Annotated in this window: 17 protein-coding genes; 3 read left to right on the top strand and 14 right to left on the bottom strand. The window is 63.6% G+C overall.

The features are described 5' to 3' along the window. Positions 1 to 5 precede the first annotated feature (5 nt). The 6 genes from OCT39_RS06055 to OCT39_RS06030 all read right to left on the bottom strand — a co-directional run bounded on the left by OCT39_RS06055 (position 6) and on the right by OCT39_RS06030 (position 9,411). Complete coding sequence (locus tag OCT39_RS06055) at positions 6 to 725, bottom strand: VacJ family lipoprotein (protein ID WP_409335801.1); 720 nt, start codon at positions 723 to 725, stop codon at positions 6 to 8. 136 nt (positions 726 to 861) lie between these two features. Beyond that, positions 862 to 1,983, bottom strand: coding sequence for a beta-ketoacyl-ACP synthase III (locus OCT39_RS06050; RefSeq protein ID WP_263586766.1), 1,122 nt, complete (start codon positions 1,981 to 1,983; stop codon positions 862 to 864). 115 nt (positions 1,984 to 2,098) lie between these two features. Further along, complete coding sequence (gene hrpA / locus OCT39_RS06045; protein ID WP_263586765.1) at positions 2,099 to 6,100, bottom strand: ATP-dependent RNA helicase HrpA; 4,002 nt, start codon at positions 6,098 to 6,100, stop codon at positions 2,099 to 2,101. A 101-nt stretch (positions 6,101 to 6,201) separates the two neighbouring features. Beyond that, positions 6,202 to 7,896: an AMP-binding protein gene (locus tag OCT39_RS06040; protein WP_263586764.1), complete on the bottom strand. Its 1,695-nt coding sequence runs from the start codon at positions 7,894 to 7,896 to the stop codon at positions 6,202 to 6,204. Between the two features lie 187 nt (positions 7,897 to 8,083). Then, positions 8,084 to 8,863 (bottom strand): class II glutamine amidotransferase, encoded by a 780-nt coding sequence (locus OCT39_RS06035; RefSeq protein ID WP_263586763.1) that lies wholly within the window; start codon positions 8,861 to 8,863, stop codon positions 8,084 to 8,086. Positions 8,864 to 8,889: 26 nt separating this feature from the next. Further along, complete coding sequence (locus tag OCT39_RS06030) at positions 8,890 to 9,411, bottom strand: hypothetical protein (RefSeq protein WP_263586762.1); 522 nt, start codon at positions 9,409 to 9,411, stop codon at positions 8,890 to 8,892. A gap of 61 nt (positions 9,412 to 9,472) precedes the next feature. On the opposite strand from OCT39_RS06030, the gene OCT39_RS06025 reads away from it, so the two are divergent. After that, on the top strand, positions 9,473 to 11,563 hold the full coding sequence (locus OCT39_RS06025) for a S9 family peptidase (RefSeq protein ID WP_412031137.1): 2,091 nt from the start codon (positions 9,473 to 9,475) through the stop codon (positions 11,561 to 11,563). A gap of 224 nt (positions 11,564 to 11,787) precedes the next feature. Further along, a complete protein-coding gene (locus OCT39_RS06020; RefSeq protein ID WP_263586760.1) occupies positions 11,788 to 11,922 on the top strand; it encodes a hypothetical protein in 135 nt (44 codons plus the stop codon). Positions 11,923 to 11,937: 15 nt separating this feature from the next. Here the strand turns inward: OCT39_RS06020 and OCT39_RS06015 are convergent, their stop codons facing one another. The 8 genes from OCT39_RS06015 to grxD all read right to left on the bottom strand — a co-directional run bounded on the left by OCT39_RS06015 (position 11,938) and on the right by grxD (position 18,099). After that, a complete protein-coding gene (locus OCT39_RS06015; protein WP_263586759.1) occupies positions 11,938 to 12,384 on the bottom strand; it encodes a YcgN family cysteine cluster protein in 447 nt (148 codons plus the stop codon). Between the two features lie 57 nt (positions 12,385 to 12,441). Further along, positions 12,442 to 13,032, bottom strand: a complete 591-nt coding sequence (locus OCT39_RS06010) for an ACP phosphodiesterase (RefSeq protein WP_263586758.1) — start codon at positions 13,030 to 13,032, stop codon at positions 12,442 to 12,444. After that, positions 13,029 to 13,322 carry a YcgL domain-containing protein gene (locus OCT39_RS06005; RefSeq protein WP_263586757.1) on the bottom strand — a complete coding sequence of 98 codons (294 nt, stop codon included), beginning with the start codon at positions 13,320 to 13,322 and terminating at the stop codon, positions 13,029 to 13,031. The genes OCT39_RS06010 and OCT39_RS06005 overlap by 4 nt, the downstream gene beginning before the upstream one ends. After that, a complete protein-coding gene (rnd, locus tag OCT39_RS06000; RefSeq protein WP_263586756.1) occupies positions 13,319 to 14,452 on the bottom strand; it encodes a ribonuclease D in 1,134 nt (377 codons plus the stop codon). Before rnd ends, OCT39_RS06005 begins: the two co-directional genes overlap by 4 nt. Before the next feature lie 100 nt (positions 14,453 to 14,552). Then, the gene (gene recR, locus OCT39_RS05995; RefSeq protein ID WP_263586755.1) at positions 14,553 to 15,158 is read right to left on the bottom strand and encodes a recombination mediator RecR; all 606 of its coding nucleotides are present in this window, start codon (positions 15,156 to 15,158) and stop codon (positions 14,553 to 14,555) included. 3 nt (positions 15,159 to 15,161) lie between these two features. Further along, positions 15,162 to 15,488: a YbaB/EbfC family nucleoid-associated protein gene (locus tag OCT39_RS05990; RefSeq protein ID WP_252108931.1), complete on the bottom strand. Its 327-nt coding sequence runs from the start codon at positions 15,486 to 15,488 to the stop codon at positions 15,162 to 15,164. A gap of 68 nt (positions 15,489 to 15,556) precedes the next feature. Beyond that, positions 15,557 to 17,608 carry a DNA polymerase III subunit gamma/tau gene (dnaX, locus tag OCT39_RS05985; RefSeq protein ID WP_263586754.1) on the bottom strand — a complete coding sequence of 684 codons (2,052 nt, stop codon included), beginning with the start codon at positions 17,606 to 17,608 and terminating at the stop codon, positions 15,557 to 15,559. A gap of 134 nt (positions 17,609 to 17,742) precedes the next feature. Then, positions 17,743 to 18,099: a Grx4 family monothiol glutaredoxin gene (gene grxD, locus OCT39_RS05980; protein WP_252108933.1), complete on the bottom strand. Its 357-nt coding sequence runs from the start codon at positions 18,097 to 18,099 to the stop codon at positions 17,743 to 17,745. 193 nt (positions 18,100 to 18,292) lie between these two features. Here grxD and argF point away from each other — a divergent pair, with 193 nt between their 5' ends. Continuing rightward, positions 18,293 to 19,210, top strand: a complete 918-nt coding sequence (gene argF / locus OCT39_RS05975) for an ornithine carbamoyltransferase (protein WP_263586753.1) — start codon at positions 18,293 to 18,295, stop codon at positions 19,208 to 19,210. Positions 19,211 to 19,253 lie beyond the last annotated feature (43 nt).

Raw genomic sequence — 19,253 nt, 5'->3', positions numbered from 1 at the left:
AAGCCTCAGTCGGCGACGTCATCGTCACCAAAATCTGCATCGTCGAATTCAAAGCTGTCCATGGCGAAGGGGTCGTCACCGAGCTCGCCGTCGTTGATCATGAACTGGCGACGCTGCAGGTATGCGTCGCGAATGAATTGGTAGCGGTCGCCGCTGATCAGCGACTCCTGGTCGAGCAGCCCCGCCCGGGTGTCGATGACGTTAAGCGCGGTCAGGCTGATACGTACCGCATCGTCCTCGACGTAGGTATTGGGGTAGGCCGCGATATCCGCCGGCAGGCCCGTGGTGTCGCGCAGCGTGCTCGGGCCGAGCAGCGGCAACACCAGATAGCGCGAGTCGCTCCAGCCCCAGCGCGCCAGGGTCTGGCCGAAATCTTCCTCGTCGGCGGTGATCTCCATGTGGGTCGCGTAGTCCAGAAGACCACCGATCCCGACCGTCGAGTTGATCAAAAACCGCGACGTCGCAAGCCCGGCGTTGGCCGGCTTGCCCTGCAAGAGGCTGTTGAGCGCGGTGCGGATCTCGCCGAGGTTGGAGAAGAAGTTGCCCACGCCAGTCTGCACCGGGTCTGGCGTGACGTTGCGATAGCCGGTGGCGACCGGCTTCAACGCGTAGCGGTCAAGCACGTCGTTGAAGGCGAATACGCGCCGGTTGAAGCTCTCCCAGGGGTCGTCCGGGTGCGCCTGCTGCGCCGTCGTTTGGGTGCTGGCACAGCCGGACAGCCCCATGGTGGCCAGCAGCACGACCGGTAAAACGCTCTTGAGCGCGCCGGCGTTGAGTCGATTGGCCCTTGAGGCGGCTAGTAACCCTGACATGATGATTCCCTCTTTTTTAGTGTGTCCCTGCTTTATTTAATACACGCGTCTACTGACAGCGCAGCACGACGCTGCCGGCGCTATAGCCTGCCCCGAAGGAGCAGATCAGGCCAGTGTCGCCAGTCTTGAAATCGTCGCGGTGCAAGTGAAACGCGATGATCGATCCGGCAGAGCTCGTATTAGCGTAGCGATCGAGAATGATCGGCGCCTGACTTTCGTTGGGGTCGAACCCGAGCACCCTGCGCGCGATCAAATCGTTCATGTGCCGGTTCGCCTGATGCAGCCACAATCGCTTGACGTCAGAGCCTTCGAGTTCGAGCGAGGCCAGATGCGAGGTGATGAGACTGGCCACCATCGGGCACACCTCCTTGAACACCTGCCGCCCCTGCTGCACGAACAACTTGTCGACGCCGAGCGGGTCGCTGTCGGTCACGCGGTTCAAAAAGCCGGCGTTGTTGCGAATGGCGTTCGAGAACCGGGTGACCAAACGTGTGCCCAACACCTCGAAGCGCTGGCTCGCCACGGCGAGATCGCTTCGCTCGAGCACCACCGCCGTGCACGCGTCGCCGAAGATGAAATGGCTGTCGCGGTCGGTGAAGTTCAAATGCGCCGAGCAGATTTCAGGGCTCACCACCAGCGCGCGCTTGACGCTTCCTGACGCGATGGCGTTGGCCGCGGTTTCGATGGCAAAGGTGGCTGAGCTGCAGGCGACGTTCATGTCGAAGCCGTAGCCCGCGGTGCCGAGCGCCTGCTGGATCTCGACCGCCACCGCCGGATAGGCGCGCTCCAGATTCGAGCAGGCAACGATGACGAGCTCGATTCCCTCGGCCTCGACGCCGGCGTTTTTCAGCGCCTGCCCAGCGGCCTCGACGGCCATCTCGCACTGGATCGACGGCTCGTCGTCGCTGCGCTGTGGCAGATTTGGGCGCATGCGCGCCGGGTCGAGAATACCCTCAGCATCGAGCACGTACCGGCTTTTGATGCCCGAGGCCTTTTCGATGAATTCGCTGCTCGAGTAGGCCAGCGCCTCGCGCTCGCCGGCGGCAATTTCGGCGCTAAAGCGCTCGTTGTGACGGTCAACAAACGCGTTGAACGTCGCGACCAGCGCCTCGTTGTCGATGGCGTGTTCCGGTGTATATAGGCCCGTGCCGGTAATCACCACGTCATTCATACTTGTTCTCCCTCGCGTTGTGCTCAACGACCCCGGTACCTGGCCTGCTTAGGCACTCGGCCTGCTGCGTTGAGTGTCATCGTCGCCCCCGGCCCTGGAGGGCGCGCGTTGCGCCTTACGGGCGCGTAATCTCTTCCCACTGTTTTTCGAGGCGCTTGACCGACACCGGCATGAGAGTACCGAGCTGCTGGGCGAACAGCGACACGCGAAGCTCCTGAATCCACCAGCCGAAGGCGACCAGCACCGGATCCTCGACCTGGCCGCGGCGCTCGCTTTCACGCCTTGCGTCGAACTTCGCCTCCAGCGCCTGAATCTCTTTCATCATCATCTGGTCGCGCCCGCGCTCGCGCCCCGCCTTTTCAAGACGTATCAGCGCGGCGTCGAAGTACCGAGGGTACTCCGAAAGCCACGCCCCCGCATCACGGATGAAGCCAGGATAGACCAAACGCTGCATTTGCGCCCGCACATCGCTATAAACGAGCGCTTGGGAGAAGTCGAGATTGCCCTTGAGCCGCTTGGCGAGTTCGAGATGCGCCTTGAGCGCCGCCTCGACCTCTTTCAAGAGTTTTTCGGCGCGCTCGGGCAGCTGGTCTTCCACCTCATTAAGGCGGGCCTCCAGTTCCCCCGCCGAGCGTGGCAGCGGATCGATGGCCACGACCTGGGTAAACACCGCCAGCAGCACGTCGTCGATGAATGCGGACTTCGCGCCGACGTTGGTGAACAGCAGCGCGCACTTTTCAAGACGTGGCAGCGCGCGAATGGCCTTGACCCGCTCGCCGCGCTGGGTGATCGCAAGCCGCGCCACACCTTCCCGGTGCGCGGCCAGGGCCTTGGCCGGGTGATCGAATAGCGCCACCTTGAAGGACGCTCCGTCGACGGCCAGCGCCGGGTAAGCCTCCACGCGGATGCCGGCCTGGGTAGTCACCCGCGACTCGGGCAGCGGCGATGGTGGGAGCTCGTTTAGAGCCGGTGCCTGGGTGGCCTCTCTGGCCAGCGCCTGGGCGCCCAAATTGGCCGCTTGCTCGAAGCGCTTTTCCAGCGCGCGCACGTCGCGCCCCTGGCCGAGTGTTTCACCCGCGTGGTCGACCACGCGCACGTTCATGATCAGGTGCGCGTCGAGCTGGTCGAAACGCCAGTCGTCCGGGTGAACGCGGGTGCCGGTGCGCTGGCGCAGAAACTCGCCCAGCGCCTCGGTCAGTGGGCGCTCCCCGGGCACCAGCGTTTGCAGCGCGGCGTCGATCCAGTCGGGAATCGGCACGACCTGGCGGCGAATGCTCTTGGGCAACGACTTCAGAAGCGCAATACACTTTTCGCGCAAAAGCCCCGGCACCAGCCACTCCAAGGCGTTTGCCGGCAGCTGCGAAAGCATCGCCGCAGGCACGGTAAGCGTGACGCCATCGTCTTCGGCGCCGGGGGCAAAGTGGTAGCTTACCGGGTAGGCAACGCCCCCCAGGGTCAGGTAATCCGGGTACTGGGCACGCGTGACGTCCTCGGCCTCGCGTGCCTTGAGCGAGGCGATGTCGAAGTGCAAAAGCTCGGGGGTTTCGCGCTCGGCCTGCTTGCGCCAGTGCTCGAAGCCCTTGCCGTTGACCACATCAGACGGAATGCGCTCATCGTAAAAGGCAAACAGCGTCTCTTCATCGACCAGAATGTCGCGACGCCGCGCCCGGTCCTCGAGCGCTTCGACCTCGTCGATCAGCTCACGGTTGTGGGCGAAAAACGCGCCTTTGGTCTGAAACTCGCCTTCGACCAGCGCCCGGCGGATGAAGATCTCGCGGGACGCTTTCGGGTCGATGGGACCAAAATTGATCCGCCGGCGTGAGACGATCGGAAGACCAAACAGCGTGACCTGCTCGAAGGCCACGACCTGAGCGCGCTTCATTTCCCAGTGCGGCTCGCTGTAGCTTCGCTTGACCAGATGTTCGGCCTGAGGCTCGATCCACGTCGGATCGATCTTCGCCACGGTGCGGGCGTAGAGTTTGGTGGTTTCGACCAGCTCGAACGCCATTACCCATTTGGGCGTCTTTTTGGCGAGCCCCGAGCCCGGGTGGATGAAGAACTTGCGGTTGCGCGCGCCCAGATATTCGCGGTTCTCGAGCAGATTACCCAAATTCGACAAAAGCCCGGAGAGCAGCGACTGGTGAAGCCGGGCCGACGTCTTGCGCCTTGCCTGGCGCGCCTGCTCCTCGCTTTCGTCTTCATTGGCAGGCAGCGGCCCCGGCACCTCGATCTCCATGTCGCGCAAAAGCTGTCTGAGCTGGCGGAACGTGTCGTGCCACTCGCGCATGCGCAGGTAATTGATGAAATGATCGCGACACCAGCGGCGCAGCTGGCTGCTGGAAAGCGAGGCGCGCGCGTTTTCGATGCCGTGCCACAAATTCAAAAGCGCGACGAAGTCGGAGTCCGGGTCGTGCCATTTCTGGTGGGCCTGATCGGCCGCCTGACGTTTGTCCGCCGGGCGCTCGCGCGGGTCCTGGATCGCCAGCGCCGACACCACCACCAGCACGTCGCGAAGGCTCTGGCGCTCGGCGCCTTCGAGCACCATGCGCGCAAGCCTAGGGTCGATGGGGAGCCTTGCGAGCTTGCGCCCGAGCGGACTGATCTGCTCTTTCTGATCCACCGCGCCGAGCTCGAACAGCAGCCGAAAGCCATCCTTGACGAAGCGGCTGTCCGGCGGATCGACGAAGGGAAACGCCTCGATGTTGCCAAGCTTCAACGAGAGCATCGACAGGATTACCGAAGCGAGATTGGTGCGCTGGATCTCCGGGTCGGTGAACGCCGGGCGCGAGAGAAAATCCTCCTCGTCGTACAGGCGAATACACACGCCTTCGGCGACCCGCCCACAGCGGCCCTTACGCTGGTTGGCGCTGGCCTGGCTGATCGGCTCGATGGGCAGACGCTGGATCTTCGCCCGGTAGCTGTAGCGGCTGATGCGCACCAGCCCCGGGTCGACCACGTAGCGAATGCCGGGCACGGTGAGCGAGGTTTCCGCCACGTTGGTGGCCAGCACGATGCGACGGCCGCGGTGCGGGGCAAACACCCGGTTCTGCTCTTCGTTGGAAAGCCTTGCGTAGAGCGGCAGCACCTCGGTGCCCTTGAAATCCGCCCGGCGCAGGGTGTCGGCGGTTTCGCGAATCTCGCGCTCGCCGGGCAGAAAAATCAGCACGTCTCGCGGGCCGTGCAGCCAGCCGCGCTCGCGCTCCAGGGTTTCGATCTCACCAATCGCCTGAAGAATCCCCTCCTGGAGCGTACGATCCTCCTCGTCGTCGTCGCCTCGTACCAGCGGGCGGTAGAGCACATCGACGTCATACGCGCGCCCGGAGACCTCGACCACCGGCGCGGGCTTTTTGCCGTCGCTGAAGTGGGCGGCGAAGCGCTCGACGTCGATGGTCGCCGAGGTAATGATCACCTTGAGATCCGGGCGCTTGGGCAGCAGGCGCTTGAGATATCCCAGCAGAAAGTCGATGTTGAGACTGCGCTCGTGGGCCTCATCGATGATGATCGTGTCGTAGCGCCAGAGCATCGGGTCGTGCTGGGTTTCGGCCAGCAGGATCCCGTCGGTCATCAGCTTGACCAGGGTGTTCGGCGCACTTTGATCGGTGAAGCGCACCTGATAGCCCACCTGCTCGCCCAGATTCACCTCGAGCTCTTCGGAGATACGCATGGCGACGCTGCGCGCGGCAAGACGCCGCGGCTGGGTGTGTCCAATCAGCCCCCGGCGGCCGCGACCGAGCTCCAGGCAGATCTTGGGCAGCTGGGTCGTCTTGCCCGAGCCGGTTTCACCGGCCACCACCACCACCTGGTGATCGCGTATCGCCTCCAGAATGTCCTCGCGGCGCTCGACCACGGGAAGATTGGGCGGGTAGCTGACCGCCACATGGGTCGAGGCACGGCGCTCGAAATGGCGCTGGGCCTTGTCGATGTCGCGGCTTAGTTCGGCCAAGCCGCGGTCGATGGGCTTGTCCTCACGCAGACGCCGCTTGAGCCCGTCGACTCGCCGCGCCAGGCGGTGGCGGTCGCGAAGGGTCAACTCGTCGAGGGCGCGCTCGAGCTGCGTTACCTGGTCGGCGCTGGTCAAGGAGGGCGTCTCGGTGGTCACGTTAGGCTCAAATTCCATCTGGAGAAACAAAAATTCGGCCCGCCTGAAAAAGCGGGCCGAACAGTATAGCGCTTTCACTCGCAACAGGGCTAACCCGGCAAGGCGCCCTTCCCCTGGGGTCAGACGTTCGCCTGCTCCTCGCCCTTCTCTTCGCTTTTTTGCTCGTCGCGCAGCTCGCGGCGCAGCACCTTGCCCACGTTGGTCTTGGGCAGCTCATCGCGAAACTCGACGTACTTGGGCACTTTATAGGCGGTCAGCTCTTTCTTGCACCAGGCGCGCAGCGTCTCGGCGTCGAGGCTCGAATTTTTCGAGACCACGAAGAGCTTGATCGCTTCACCCGCGTCTTCATCCGGCACACCCACCGCTGCCGCTTCGACGACGTCCGGGTGGCCGGCCACTACGTCCTCGATCTCATTGGGATAGACGTTGAAGCCGGAGATCAGAATCATGTCCTTTTTACGGTCCACGATGCGAATGTAGCCGTCATCCTGGAGCACGGCGATATCGCCGCTGTGAAACCAGCCGCCTTCGTCGATCGACTTTTTCGTCTCGCCGTCCTGGTTCCAGTACCCCTTCATCACCTGAGGCCCCTTGATGCAGAGCTCGCCGGGCTCACCCAGAGCCACATCGTGACCGTCGGCGTCCACGGTCTTGACCGAGGTGCCCGCCACGGGCTTGCCGATGGTGCCAAGCTTGATGGCGTCGGTGGGGTTGAAGCTCACCACCGGCGAGGTCTCGGTCAGCCCATAGCCTTCCGCCACCGGGCAGCCGGTCACCTCTTCCCAACGCTGGGCGACGGGTTTGGTCAGCGCCATGCCGCCAGAAATAGTGAGTTTCAGGTGCGAAAAGTCGAGCGATTTGAAGTCATCGCGCTGACACAGCGCGTTGAACAGCGTATTGAGCCCGATAAAACCGGAGAACTTGAGCTTCTTGAGCTCCTTGACGAAGCCGGGCAAATCGCGGGGGTTGGTGATCAGCACCGAATGGTTGCCGGTATCCATCAAAAACAGACAGTTCACCGTGAAGGTGTAGATATGATAGACCGGCAGCGGCGCGATGATGGTTTCGCTGCCGTCCTTCAGGTGCTTGCCGATCGCCGCACGCGCCTGCAGCATGTTGGCGATCAGGTTGGTGTTGGTCAGCATCGCGCCCTTGGGCCGGCCGGTGGTGCCGCCAGTGTACTGGAGCGCTGCGACATCGTCCGGGGTGCGTTTGACCGGGGTAAAGTCTTTCTCCTGGCCGGCCTTCATGACCTGGCGAAAGCCGGTGGCGCCAGGCAGCCGGTAGGTCGGCACCATCTTCTTGACGTACTTGACCGCGGCGTTGATCAGCCAGCGTTTCGGCACGCCGTGAAGATCGGCGAGTTCGGTGACTACCACGTGTTTGATATCGGTTTTGTCGAGCACCTTGTCGAGCTTGTGCGCCATGTTCGCCAGAATCAGGATCGCCTTTGCGCCGGAGTCCTTGAACTGGTGGGCCATTTCACGTTCGGTGTAGAGCGGGTTGGTATTGACTACCACCAGCCCCGCGCGCAGCGCGCCGAACACCGCCACGGGAAACTGCAGCACGTTGGGCAGCTGAATGGCGATGCGATCGCCGGGCTTTAGATCGGTATGATTCTGCACCCAGCTGGCGAAGCGCCCGGCATAGCGGTCGAGCTCGTCAAAGCTCAGGGTTTGCCCCATGCAGCTAAACGCGGGCCGGTCGCCGTAGCGTTTGACGGCGTTGTCGAAAACGTCGACAACGGAATCAAATTGATCCAGTCCTTCAAGCGTGGGGCCATTCAAAATGGGAGCATCGGCGTGTTCGCTCATGGTGCAATCTCCGCTATCCGTGTCGATAAGTGGACCGACCTTGTTGTTTTGTTAATCGTTTGACGATCTTGTGATGTTGACGTCGCTCCAAGATATACCAGGGGCGCAGGGCTGTAAAACGCTCGATTGAAACTACTGTTTCATGCGAGCCATGCGCCTGGCTCGAAACCGACGTGTCGCGTGCTCATTATGGTGCGTAACGCGCCTTTATGCTTCCCTCTCGCCATACCAGAAGCTCGCCGGGCAGCATCGTCGTCCACACCTCGTTGTGCGTCAGCGGCGCGGTGGCGATCACCGAAACCACATCATTCGCGGTGGTGTGCTCGCTAAAATTGACCGTCATTTCGGCATCCGACAGCTCCGCCTCGCCAAAGGGGGCACGTCGGGTAATGTGCGCGAGTTTGGTCGAGCAGTAGCTATAGAGCGACTCACCGTCTGAGAGCAGCAAATTGAATACGCCAAGCCCCCGCAGGCGCTCGCAGAGCGTGTGCAACAGCGCCGCGACCGGTTCGAAAGACGCAGGCGGAGTTGGAAACGCGCGGCGAAGCTCACCCAACAGCCAGCAAAAGGCGTGTTCGCTGTCCGTCGAGCCGACCGGGGTGTAGACATCGAGCGCAAGCTCCTGCCACCCGTCGAGCTGGCCATTGTGGGCGTAGCACCAAAGGCGGCCCCACATTTCGCGGGTGAACGGATGGGTGTTGGCCAGGCGCACGCCGCCCACGTTGGCCTGGCGGATATGGCTGATCACCACGTTGGATTTGATCGGATAGTCGCAGATTAGCCGAGCGATGGGCGAATCCACCGATGGGTGCGGGTCGCGAAATTCTCGGTAGCCGCCCTGCTCGTAGAAGGCGATGCCCCAGCCGTCGCGGTGGGGGCCGGTTCCCCCGCCGCGGTGCAGAAAGCCCGAAAAGCTAAAGCAGATATCCGTCGGCACGTTGGCGCTCATGCCTAAAAGCTCGCACATGGGGCTCTCCTTGCCAGATGTTTAGCCTAGTTGATCACCGGCTCGCGACGTTTGGTGTCACCACCGGCGCTTCGCGTTTTAGGCGCCGCGCGTTTGGGGCCGGCGTTGCGCGGCGCGCGCGGGCGGTCGTCATCGCCGTCGTCGTGGTTTGACGGACCGCGTTTGGTCGGGCCACGCTTGGTCGGGCCACGCTTGGTCGGCGCGGCCGGGCGGCGAACCCACCAGAGCGCAACACCCGCGCAGGCGCCCAGCGCGATGCCGATGAGAAGCCAGACCAGCCCGCCCCAAAGGGCCGAGGCGCTGTGCTCGAGAAAGCCGACCGCCGACACCATCGCCGCCGGCGCCCAGCCGGTGTAGAACTCGTTCTCCTCGATCAGCGGCAGGCTAAAGCGCGCCGGTATCCACATCGCGCCGGCCACGCCCCAGGTAAGGACCAGCCGCGGCAGGCGCGGCAAAAACGACAACGCAAAATACACCGCCAATAGCACTACCAGCGAAACCCCGTAATAACTTAGCCAGAGCAGTGACATTGAGCCTGTAAACAGCATAATACCCTCGTGTGGGTGAACGCACCCGCGGTTGATTTCCCGTTATGGTACCTGTCAATTTATGAAAGCACAGCCTGGCATGCGCAAAGACTCGCCCGTGGCGCGCTACTATCGCGCCGACGACCCCCACTGGCACTGGCTGGAGCAACGCGACACGGCTGAGGTCGACGCCTTTCTGACCGCGACCAACGAGGAGCACGAGCGCTGGTTTCGCCCGCTCGCGCCGCTTGCCGACACGCTCTATCAGGAAAATCTTTCCCGGCGTGAGCTCGCCGTCAAAAGCCTTGAGACCGCACTCGACGTGTTTACGTTCTGGAGTGAAACCGGCGAAGACGACGACTACCCGCGCTGGTGGCGCGCCCCGCTCGACAACCCCGGCGCGCCGGAGTGCTTTTTCGACGTGGTGGCGCGCGCAGAGGGGCACGCCTTTTTCGAGATCGGCGACATGGCGCTCACCCCGGACGAGCAGTGGCTTGCCTGGAGCGAGGACACCCAGGGCGACGAGCGCTACACGCTGTGGCTGAAAGCGCTGCCCAACGGCGAGCCGCACAAGCTGGCAAGCGATATCGGCCCGGCGCTTTGCTGGGCGGAGGATCAAACCCCGCGCGGCGCTACGCTGCTGTTCACCCGCTTCGATGCCACCCAGCGCCCGGACAGCCTCTGGCGCTGCGCGGTGGATTTCGCCAACCCCGCCCAGGATGCCCCGGCCACGCTCGTGCTGCGCGAAGACGATGCCGAGTTCTGGCTGGGCGTGGGCAAAACGCGCTCGAAGGCCTGGCTTTTGATCGAAACCAGCGCCAAGGACACCAGCGAAATTCTCGCCGTGCCCGCCGACGCCCCGGCCACGCCGCCTCTGCTGCTACATCGGCGCGTGAAAGGCGTCGAGGCGAGCATCGACCACCGCCCCGGCGCCTTCTACCGGCTGCAAAACCAGGCCGGGCCCCACTTCGCCCTCGACGTACTCGACGAGCACGCCCTGACCGAGGAAGACGCTGAAAGCGCCGAGTGGCAAACGCTGATTGCCCATCGGGACGATCAAACCCTGGAAGGCGTGGATGCTTTTGCCTGGGGGCTGATCGTGGCCGAGCGCGACCACCACCAGGCACAGACGCGGCTGCGCCGGCTGGTGCTCGAAGGCAATGGTGTTATTACCCAGGATGCGCCGATCGAGCTGGTCGAGCTGCCCTGCTCGCAGCTGATGGAAGACGCACCGCACTTCGACACCACCGTGGTACAGGTGCGCGAGGAGTCCTTCACTCGCCCGGCGAGCTGGTACGCGCTGGATCTGGGGAGCGGCGAGCGCACGCTGCTCAAAACCCTGGCGGTGCACGGAAACCTCAAACCCGAGCAGCTTGCCAGCCGCCGCCTCTGGGCCACGGCCCCGGACGGTGAGCGCATGCCGGTATCGATCGTGGCACGGGCGGATTTGATCGATGCCCCGCTACCCACCCTGCTGTACGGCTACGGCGCCTACGGCGAGCCGCTGGACCCCTGGTTTTCGATCGCCCGGCTGTCGCTTCTAGAGCGCGGCGTGGCCTTCGCCGTTGCCCACGTTCGCGGCGGCGGCGAGCGCGGCGAGCCCTGGTATCTGGACGGCAAGATGGCGCACAAGGAGAACAGCTTCTCTGATTTTCTCGCCGCGCGTCAGGCGCTGGTCGATCAAGGCGCGAGCCTTGATGACAAAATCGTCGCCTGCGGCGCCAGCGCCGGCGGGCTTTTGGTGGGCACCTGCCTCAATCGCGCCCCCGAGGCGTTCTGCGCCGCCGTGTTGGACGTGCCGTTTCTCGACGTGCTGCGCACCATGCAAAACCCGGAGCTTCCGCTCACCACCGCCGAGTACAGCGAGTGGGGCAACCCGGCAGAGCCGGAGGTGTACGCGCGCATTCAGGGTTATTCGCCGGTGGATAACGTCAAAGCCCAGGCCTATCCGCCGCTCTGGATCGAAGGCAGCTGGTTCGATACCCGCGTCAGCTACTGGGAGCCGGCCAAGTTCTACGTCCAGGTCACCCAGGCCCAGCAGGCCGACGCCCCGGTGTTGCTTTACACCGACAGGGAGAGCGGTCACGGCGGCGCATCCGGGCGCTTCAAGGCGTGGAAGGACGCCGCCCGCCAGGACGCGTTCATCCTGTGGGCGCTGGGTCTCGACAGGTAAGCCCTTATAACGCAAGCGTTCACCCCAATATCCAAAAAAGCGCTCGCAATTCCATGCGAGCGCTTTTTATTGAACGCCAATAATTCGATTTTTTAAACGCCGCTAACTTAATGGAAACGTTTTCCAAAAATACTTTTCAGCCGTACAGGAGTGCGCCATAATAGCCGTTAGTCGCATAGACGAAAGTTTTATACCTTAACGGCGCCTCGGCGCAGGAGAGCAGCATGAAGTATCAGGAACAGTTTCTGACCATTTGGGACACCCCGGCGACGCAGACCGAGCGCCAGAAAAAAGCCGCCAAACCGCGCGTGTCGCTTTTCAAAAGCCTGTCGCTGATGCTGGTGGCGCTCAAGCGTTAAGCGCTCAGACGGGCGCTAGCGAATGGGCAGCACGGCAATGATGTGCTCGTCCCACTCGCGCTCCGGCACGTCATCCTGAGAAACGGCGAAGCCGCGAACGCTAATGCCCTTGCGGTGGACGCGCTCGGCGTCGTTACTCAAGAGCGGGTGCCAGCCGGCCAGCTTGCGCCCTTCTGCCACCCGGCGATAACCGCAGGTCGCCGGTAGCCAGTTGAATTCGCGCACCAGTGCCGGCGTTAGCTGAGTACAGTCCGGCACGGTATCGAAGCGGTTCTCGTAGTCGCTACACTGGCAGCTGTGTGTATCGAGCAAGCGACACGCCACGTTCAAAACGGCGAGCTCGTTGGTGTCGTCGTCGTGAAACTTCAGCAGGCAGCACTGCCCGCAGCCGTCACAAAGCGCCTCCCACTCGTCATCGGCCAGCTCCTCGAGAGCGTATTTTTCCCAGAAGCGTTCGCGCATCTCATCCTCGTTCGTCAAGTGTGGCAGGCGTTGCTGTCTACCGTCATCAGCTCATCGTCAGCCGTTCGTCGCCGGCCGTTCATTGCCGGTAGCGTCGAGCCGCTCGAGACAGTCGGCCCACAGCGGCTCGAATTGCGCTTCGAGCCAGCCGTATTGGTGGTCAAGCCAGGGCGTCAATTCGGCCAGCCGGTTGGGTCCGGAGAGCCGCTGGCCGAGGCCCGCAATGGCGCGGCAGGTGAAGTCGAAATCGGCGTAGCGATGAAGCCAGTCCTGCTCGATCAGCGCCGGCATCATCGCGGCCAGCCGGTTGGGGGCGCCTTCACGCTCGAGCAGTGTATAAAGGCGCGCCACCAGCGCTTCGAACTCGGCGGTGCCGATCAGCTCACGCGCTAGAAAGTGATCCCAAAGAACGTCCAGCGCAATACCGGCCACGCGGCGCTGACCCGCCGGCGCCGACGCCTTGACCCCCTTGACCCGCGCGTGGCTATCGACAAAGGCGTCGACCCGCCGATGGTGGCGAATGCCCGCCGCCACTGATGACGGCCAAGGGGCAAGGTCGCTTCCCTTGACGCCGTCGGCGATCACGTTGCCCAGCAAAAAGCCGTCGCTGCCGCGGCGGGCAAGCAAGGCGTGGGCCAGAAAGTTCATGAATGGCGGTCGACGTGGGCGCGGTGGACGTCCAAAAGATACTCCTCTTTTGCCGGCGGCATCTGCAGGTAAAAGCCCTGGGTCTCGATCCCCTCGAGCACATCGCCGACATCGACACGGGCGAGCTTTTTATCCGCGGTCAAAATCATGGTCAGCACCGCCACGGGCTTGCCAAAAGTCTCCATCAGCGCCTCGGGCACCGGTGCAAGCCCCTGGCGCTTGTCCACGTAAAGATACATCTCTTCCTTGCGCGAGCTTTTGAAGATCTCGCAGACCAGCTTATCGCTCATGCTCCGCTCTCCTGTAGCGCCTGAGATAGCGCGTCGTTCAAACACTCGCCCCGCCAGCCGCCGGGAAGCGTCGGCGCTTCACCGGCCATGTCCTGCATCACCAGCGCCTCGATGTCGCGCCGCCTGAGCAGCACTTCCGGGGCGATACCCAGCGCCGCCGCCTTTGCACTAATGACTTTCTTGAGCGCCTTGAAGCGACGCTTGAAACTCGGCGACGCCGGGTCCGGCCAAGGCGCGGGCAGCGCCTCTTCCGGGCAGTGACGCGCCTCTCTGAGGAACTCGAGCAGCGTATCGCCCTCCTTCTTGACGAAGGCCGGTTTCACGCCTTCGACGCCGGCTAGCTCGAAGCGGTTTTTCGGCATTGCCTCGGCCACGGCAAACAGCAGCTTGTCGCTGGCGAGCCAGTTGCGCGGCAAGTCGCGTCGGCGGGTTTCGCCTTCCCGCCAGGCGGTCATCCGCTGATAGGCATCGATCGCCCGGGGGGGCAGCCGCCACAGCTGGCGCTGGCGGGTGTACCAGAGCGCGTCGCTTTCGCTGCTGCGCTCGGCCTGGGCAAGTTGAGCGGCGCACTCCTCGAAAAGCCACTCCCGGCGCCCCAGCATGTCGAGCTGACCCGCCTGTAGTGCCCAGACCCGCAGCAGATAGATAACGTCGAGGGCGGCGTAGTCGCACTGGCTCGGCGTCAGCGGCCGGAGCAGCCAGTTCGAGCGCGTCTCCTCTTTGGGCAGGGTCTCACCGACCCAGTGCTCGACCAGCTTTTGATACCCCATGGCGGGCACCTCGCCGAGCAGCGCCTGAGCGATCTGGGTATCCACCAGCGGCGTCGGCAGCACACCGGCCCAGAGCTGGAAAATTTCCAGATCCTCGCTGCCCGCGTGCAGCAGCTTGATGGCCTGGTTTTGCAACAGCGCCCTGAACGCCTCGGTGCACGGGGTGGCGACCGGGTCGATCAGATAGGCAAGATCACCGGCGCAAAACTGGATCAGCGCCGGAATCGGAAAAAAGGTGTTTTCGCGGAAAAACTCCGTATCGAGCGCGATCACGCTGGCGGCCTCGACCTCCCGACAGGCGGCGTCGAGCTGGTCGGCGGTCTCGATCCATCGGTAGGACGGTTGGGTTAAAACGGACACGGTAGACTTCCCTGTGGTGGTACCAAAAGCGGCCCAGGTGACGGTAATCGACGCCTCGCGGCAGGCTCGCCGCGGGCGCAGGCAGAAGAGTGTGGCGCGGCTATTCGAGGCCGAAAGGCAGGCGGCCGTTGAACGCGCGGCTGAGCGTGCCGCCATCGACGTACTCGAGCTCGCCGCCCATGGGTACGCCGTAGGCGAGCCGGGAAAAGGCGACGCCGTACTGGGCGAGCTGCGAGGCGATGTAGTGCGCGGTCGCTTCACCTTCGACGGTGGGATTGGTCGCCAACACGATCTCGCGGATATTGCCTAAGCTTACGCGCTTCTCGAGCAGGTCGAGCCCGATCGCTTCCGGGCCGATACCGTCGAGCGGCGACAGATGGCCGTGAAGTACGAAGTAGCGCCCGCCAAAGCCGCCCGCCTCTTCGATGGCGAGCTGATCCGCCGGCGACTCCACCACGCAGAGCACGCTGTCGTCGCGCCGCGGGCTGTCGCACAGCGCGCAGACCTCGGCCTCGGTAAGCGTGCGGCAGCGCTGGCAGTAACCCACCTCACGGATGGCGCGCTCGATCACCTCGGACAGACGCTGGCCGCCCTCGCGCTCACGCTCGAGCAGATGCATGGCCATGCGCTGGGCGGTCTTCGGCCCAACGCCTGGCAGCACCCGAAACGCTTCGATGAGCTGCTCGATGAGCGGGGAAAAACGCATCGCTTAAAACGGCATCTTGAAGCCGGGCGGCAGATTCAGCCCCTGGGTGGCCTCTTCCATCCGCGCCTTGGAGTTGGCTTCGACCTTACGCACGGCGTCGTTGACCGCCGCGGCCAGCAGGTCTTCGAGCAGCTCCTTGTCCTCTTCCAGCACGCTTGGGTCGATGGTGACGTCGCTCACATCGTGACGACCGTTCATGGTGACCTTCACCATGCCCGCGCCGGCCTCGCCGAAGACCTCGGCTTTCGCCGCCTCTTCCTGGACCTGCTGCATCTTTTCCTGCATTTCCTGGGCCTGCTTCATCAGGTTGCCCATTCCGCCTTTAAACATGGTGTCTACTCCCTGGTGGTCAATCGGTGCGGTTTGAAAGCTTAGCGTAAGCCGCAAACGCCGGGCTGTCATGGCGACGTCGAGGTTTTTGGCTTGACGCTCTCTTCGTTGAGCGTTGCGCCAAAGGCTTGACGTAGCTTCTGTATATTGGGGTCGCGTTGCAATAGATCAACGGCGCTGGCGTGACGCTCGCGCTGAAAGCGCAGCGACTGGTCGCGCGGGGTTTCGAGCCTGGTGTCGAGCTCGCCGACCTCAAAGCTCACCGAGCGCGAAAAGCCCTGATCGGCGAGCGCCTTCTCCAGGCGCTGCTGGTGTACATCGGCCTGCATCGCCGACTGGCTCGGGTCCAGGGTCAACACCAGCGTGCGTCCATCATCGCTTGCCAGCTGGCAGTGCGCCGCCAGGTTGCGGGTCAAACCGCCAAGGCCAAGCTGGTCGAACAGCGCAAGCCACCCGGCGTGGTCGAGCCGCCCGCCGGGCACCGGAGCGGTTTTAGCCGCCGCCGCGTCGCTCGACGCCTGCTCGTCGGCTGGCTCTTGAACTTGCCGACCCTGTGCCTGAGCGCTCTCGGCAGGCGCATCCGGCGCAGGTGCGCTTTCTATAAAGGCGCTCTCGGACGACAGGTCCTGTACGGGCACGTCCTCGACAGGCACGTCCTCGACAGGCACGTCCTGTACAGGCACATCCTGCTCATCGAAGTCGGGCACATCGGCGTCAACCACGATGGGGGTATCCGGTACGAACGCCGGCGCGGCGGGCTCGGGCTCGGGCTCGGGCTCGGGCGCTTCAGTATGCGCGGCGGTTTCGTACATCGCCCAGGGGGGCGACGGTTGATCGATCGGACTTGCGACTTCCTGCACCGGGGCGCTGACAGGCGCTGATTCGAACGCCGCCGGGGCAGGATCAGGCTTTTTTGGCGCGTCGGCCGCCGGCTCGTGGTCGGCGGGTGTGGCCGCGTTGGCTTGCGCCATGGGTTCCGAGCGTAGCGGTAGCGGCGTTTTCGGCGGCCGGGGCACGCCCTGGGGGCGAAACGCCAGCATGCGCAAAAGCGTCATTTCCAGCGCGCTGCGCAGATCCGGGGCGTGCTCCATGTCGCCGCGCCCCTGAATACCAATCTGGTAATAAAGCTGAATGTCCTCGGCGGTGAAGTGGCCGGCGAGTTCGAGAATGGTCTCGCGATCACCTTGGCTATTGTCGACCGCGCCTGGCACCATCTGTGCGACCGCCAGCCGGTGCAGAATACCGGTCAGGTCGTCGAGCACCGCGGCGAAGTCCGGCCCCTGCTCGGAGAGCGTGGCGACTTCGGCGAGAATCGCCTGTACGTCGACCTCGGCCAGCGCCTTCGCCAGCGCCAGGATATGGCGATGATCGAGCGTGCCCAGCATCGCGGCGACATCGGCATGGCGCACCGCGCCCTGACCAAAGGCGATCGCTTGGTCGGTCAGGCTCATGGCGTCGCGCATCGAGCCTTCGGCGGCCTTGCCCAGAAGCCACAGCGCGCTTTCATCGAAGGCCACGCCCTCCTGGCCCAGCACGAAGGTCAGATGCTCGACCACCCGCTCCGGCGGCATGTGCTTGAGAGTGAACTGCAAACAGCGCGACAGAACCGTGGGCGGAAGCTTTTGCGGGTCGGTGGTGGCCAGCAGGAATTTAACGTGCGGCGGCGGCTCTTCCAGGGTTTTCAACAGCGCGTTGAAACTGCTGGTCGAGAGCATGTGCACCTCATCGATGAGGTACACCTTGTAGCGCCCCTGGGTCGGCGCGTACTGCACGTTGTCCAGAAGCTCGCGCGTGTCTTCGACCTTGGTGCGCGAGGCGGCGTCCACCTCGATCAAATCGACGAAGCGGCCTTCATCGATGGCGCGGCAGCTATCGCACTGCCCGCAGGGCGTGGACGTAACGCCGTCGTCCCCTTCGCCGTTGGCGGTGCAGTTCAGGCACTTGGCCAGAATACGCGCAAGTGTCGTCTTGCCGACCCCGCGGGTGCCGGTGAACAGGTAGGCGTGGTGAAGGCGCCCCTGGTCGAGGGCGTTGACCAGCGCGCGCTGAACATGGGTCTGCCCCACCAGCTCGTGAAACGTACGCGGGCGCCATTTGCGGGCCAGAACCTGATAGCTCATTGAGCACTATTTCCTTTGGCGGGCTGGCGGCTCCCCGGTAGCGCCGGGGAGGCCACTTCAAACGATCTGTCGAATGGCGGGCGGCCATTCTAGCGGCTGGGAGAGAGCCCGCCAACCGCGGGCCAAAAGGCGCCTTACTCGCTCGGCGCGTCGCTGCCTTCGGAGGCGCTGGCGCGCTGGCCGGCCTCCTTGATCAGCTTTTCGAGTTCGCCGCTTTGATGCATTTCCATCACGATATCGCAACCGCCGACCAGCTCGCCTTCGACCCACAGCTGCGGGAACGTCGGCCAGTTGGCGACCTTGGGCAGTTCGCTACGGATATCCGGGTTGTCCAGCACGTTAACGAACGCGAAACGCTCGCCGCAGCTCATCAGCGCCTGAACGGTTTGGGCGGAAAAGCCACACTGGGGCAGCTGGGGCGTGCCCTTCATGTAGATCAGAATCGGGTTTTCGCTGATTTGGCGCTGGATGTTCTCAACCGTTGTGCTCATGGAGTGCTCCTTCGATCGGTGGCGCGTTCATCTAGTGTACGCAACTCGTCACGTCTTTAAAGAGTACCGCCATCAAGCGGTACCTGAGTAAACTGCTCGGCTTTATCAAGCGCCCTATTCTACGCATGCAGGTGGCGTTGCGCATCCCCCGCGCCGTCGCTAGGATGGGGTATTTACCCGGAGAGACGTTATCATGGCGACCCGCCATTTTCTGACCCTGCTGGATCTGAGCCCGGACGAGCTCGACTACTTGATCGACCGTGCCATCACCATCAAAAGCGAGCTCAAGACCGAAGGCCCCGTTTATACGCCGTTCAAGAACCGGACGCTGGCGATGATTTTCGAAAAATCCTCGACCCGTACCCGCGTCTCGTTCGAGACCGGTATGACCCAGTTCGGCGGCCACGCGCTGTTTCTCTCCCCTCGCGATAGCCAGCTTGGCCGCGGCGAGCCGATCGAGGACACCGCGCGGGTGCTCTCGGAAATGGTCGACGCAGTGATGATTCGCACCTTCTCTCACGAAGGCATCGAAACCTTCGCCAGCGCAAGCTCGGTACCGGTGATCAATGCGCTGAGCGACGACTACCACCCCTGTCAACTGCTGGCCGACGTGATGACCTGGAAAGAGCACCGGGGTAGCGTCGAAGGCCGCACGGCAGTGTGGGTGGGCGATGGCAACAACATGTGCCACTCCTGGATCAACGCCGCGCGCCAGTTCGGCTTCAACCTGCACGTTTGCTGCCCGAAAGGCTACGAGCCGCGCGCCGACATTCTCGAGGCCGCAGGCGATCGCGTGACGCTGTTCCACGATCCGGTCGAGGCGACCCGGGGCGTCGATTTGATCACCACCGACGTATGGGCCTCCATGGGCCAGGAAGAGGAGCAGGCCAAACGCGAGGCCGACTTCGCCGGCTTCCAGGTCACCGAGGCGATGCTGGATGCCGCCGCCGACGACGTGCTGTTTTTGCACTGTCTGCCCGCCCACCGCGGCGAAGAGATCAGCGAGACGCTGCTCGACGACCCGCGCGCGGTGGTCTGGCAGGAAGCCGGCAACCGGCTGCACGCGCAAAAGGCGCTGATGGAATTTTTGCTGCTGGGCCGCATTGGCTAAAGCTCGCTACGCTCGGCACTGGCCGGGCGTTTGGCGCCCGCAT

The sequence above is a fragment of the Halomonas sp. GD1P12 genome (genome assembly GCF_025725645.1).
GTDB lineage: Bacteria > Pseudomonadota > Gammaproteobacteria > Pseudomonadales > Halomonadaceae > Vreelandella.
Note: the sequence above shows the minus strand (reverse complement) of the source record. Positions and strands in the feature narration are given on the sequence as shown.

Excerpts from the sequence above, each read along its gene's own strand:
- OCT39_RS06025 (WP_412031137.1), top strand. The coding sequence starts at position 9,473 with ATGAAAGCACAGCCTGGCATGCGCAAAGACTCGCCCGTGGCGCGCTAC.
- OCT39_RS06035 (WP_263586763.1), bottom strand. The coding sequence starts at position 8,863 with ATGTGCGAGCTTTTAGGCATGAGCGCCAACGTGCCGACGGATATCTGC.
- OCT39_RS06030 (WP_263586762.1), bottom strand. The coding sequence starts at position 9,411 with ATGCTGTTTACAGGCTCAATGTCACTGCTCTGGCTAAGTTATTACGGG.
- OCT39_RS05990 (WP_252108931.1), bottom strand. The coding sequence starts at position 15,488 with ATGTTTAAAGGCGGAATGGGCAACCTGATGAAGCAGGCCCAGGAAATG.
- OCT39_RS06055 (WP_409335801.1), bottom strand. The coding sequence starts at position 725 with ATGGGGCTGTCCGGCTGTGCCAGCACCCAAACGACGGCGCAGCAGGCG.
- argF (WP_263586753.1), top strand. The coding sequence starts at position 18,293 with ATGGCGACCCGCCATTTTCTGACCCTGCTGGATCTGAGCCCGGACGAG.
- grxD (WP_252108933.1), bottom strand. The coding sequence starts at position 18,099 with ATGAGCACAACGGTTGAGAACATCCAGCGCCAAATCAGCGAAAACCCG.
- hrpA (WP_263586765.1), bottom strand. The coding sequence starts at position 6,100 with ATGGAATTTGAGCCTAACGTGACCACCGAGACGCCCTCCTTGACCAGC.
- OCT39_RS06020 (WP_263586760.1), top strand. The coding sequence starts at position 11,788 with ATGAAGTATCAGGAACAGTTTCTGACCATTTGGGACACCCCGGCGACG.
- OCT39_RS06005 (WP_263586757.1), bottom strand. The coding sequence starts at position 13,322 with ATGAGCGATAAGCTGGTCTGCGAGATCTTCAAAAGCTCGCGCAAGGAA.
- OCT39_RS06040 (WP_263586764.1), bottom strand. The coding sequence starts at position 7,896 with ATGAGCGAACACGCCGATGCTCCCATTTTGAATGGCCCCACGCTTGAA.
- recR (WP_263586755.1), bottom strand. The coding sequence starts at position 15,158 with ATGCGTTTTTCCCCGCTCATCGAGCAGCTCATCGAAGCGTTTCGGGTG.
- OCT39_RS06010 (WP_263586758.1), bottom strand. The coding sequence starts at position 13,032 with ATGAACTTTCTGGCCCACGCCTTGCTTGCCCGCCGCGGCAGCGACGGC.
- dnaX (WP_263586754.1), bottom strand. The coding sequence starts at position 17,608 with ATGAGCTATCAGGTTCTGGCCCGCAAATGGCGCCCGCGTACGTTTCAC.
- OCT39_RS06015 (WP_263586759.1), bottom strand. The coding sequence starts at position 12,384 with ATGCGCGAACGCTTCTGGGAAAAATACGCTCTCGAGGAGCTGGCCGAT.
- OCT39_RS06050 (WP_263586766.1), bottom strand. The coding sequence starts at position 1,983 with ATGAATGACGTGGTGATTACCGGCACGGGCCTATATACACCGGAACAC.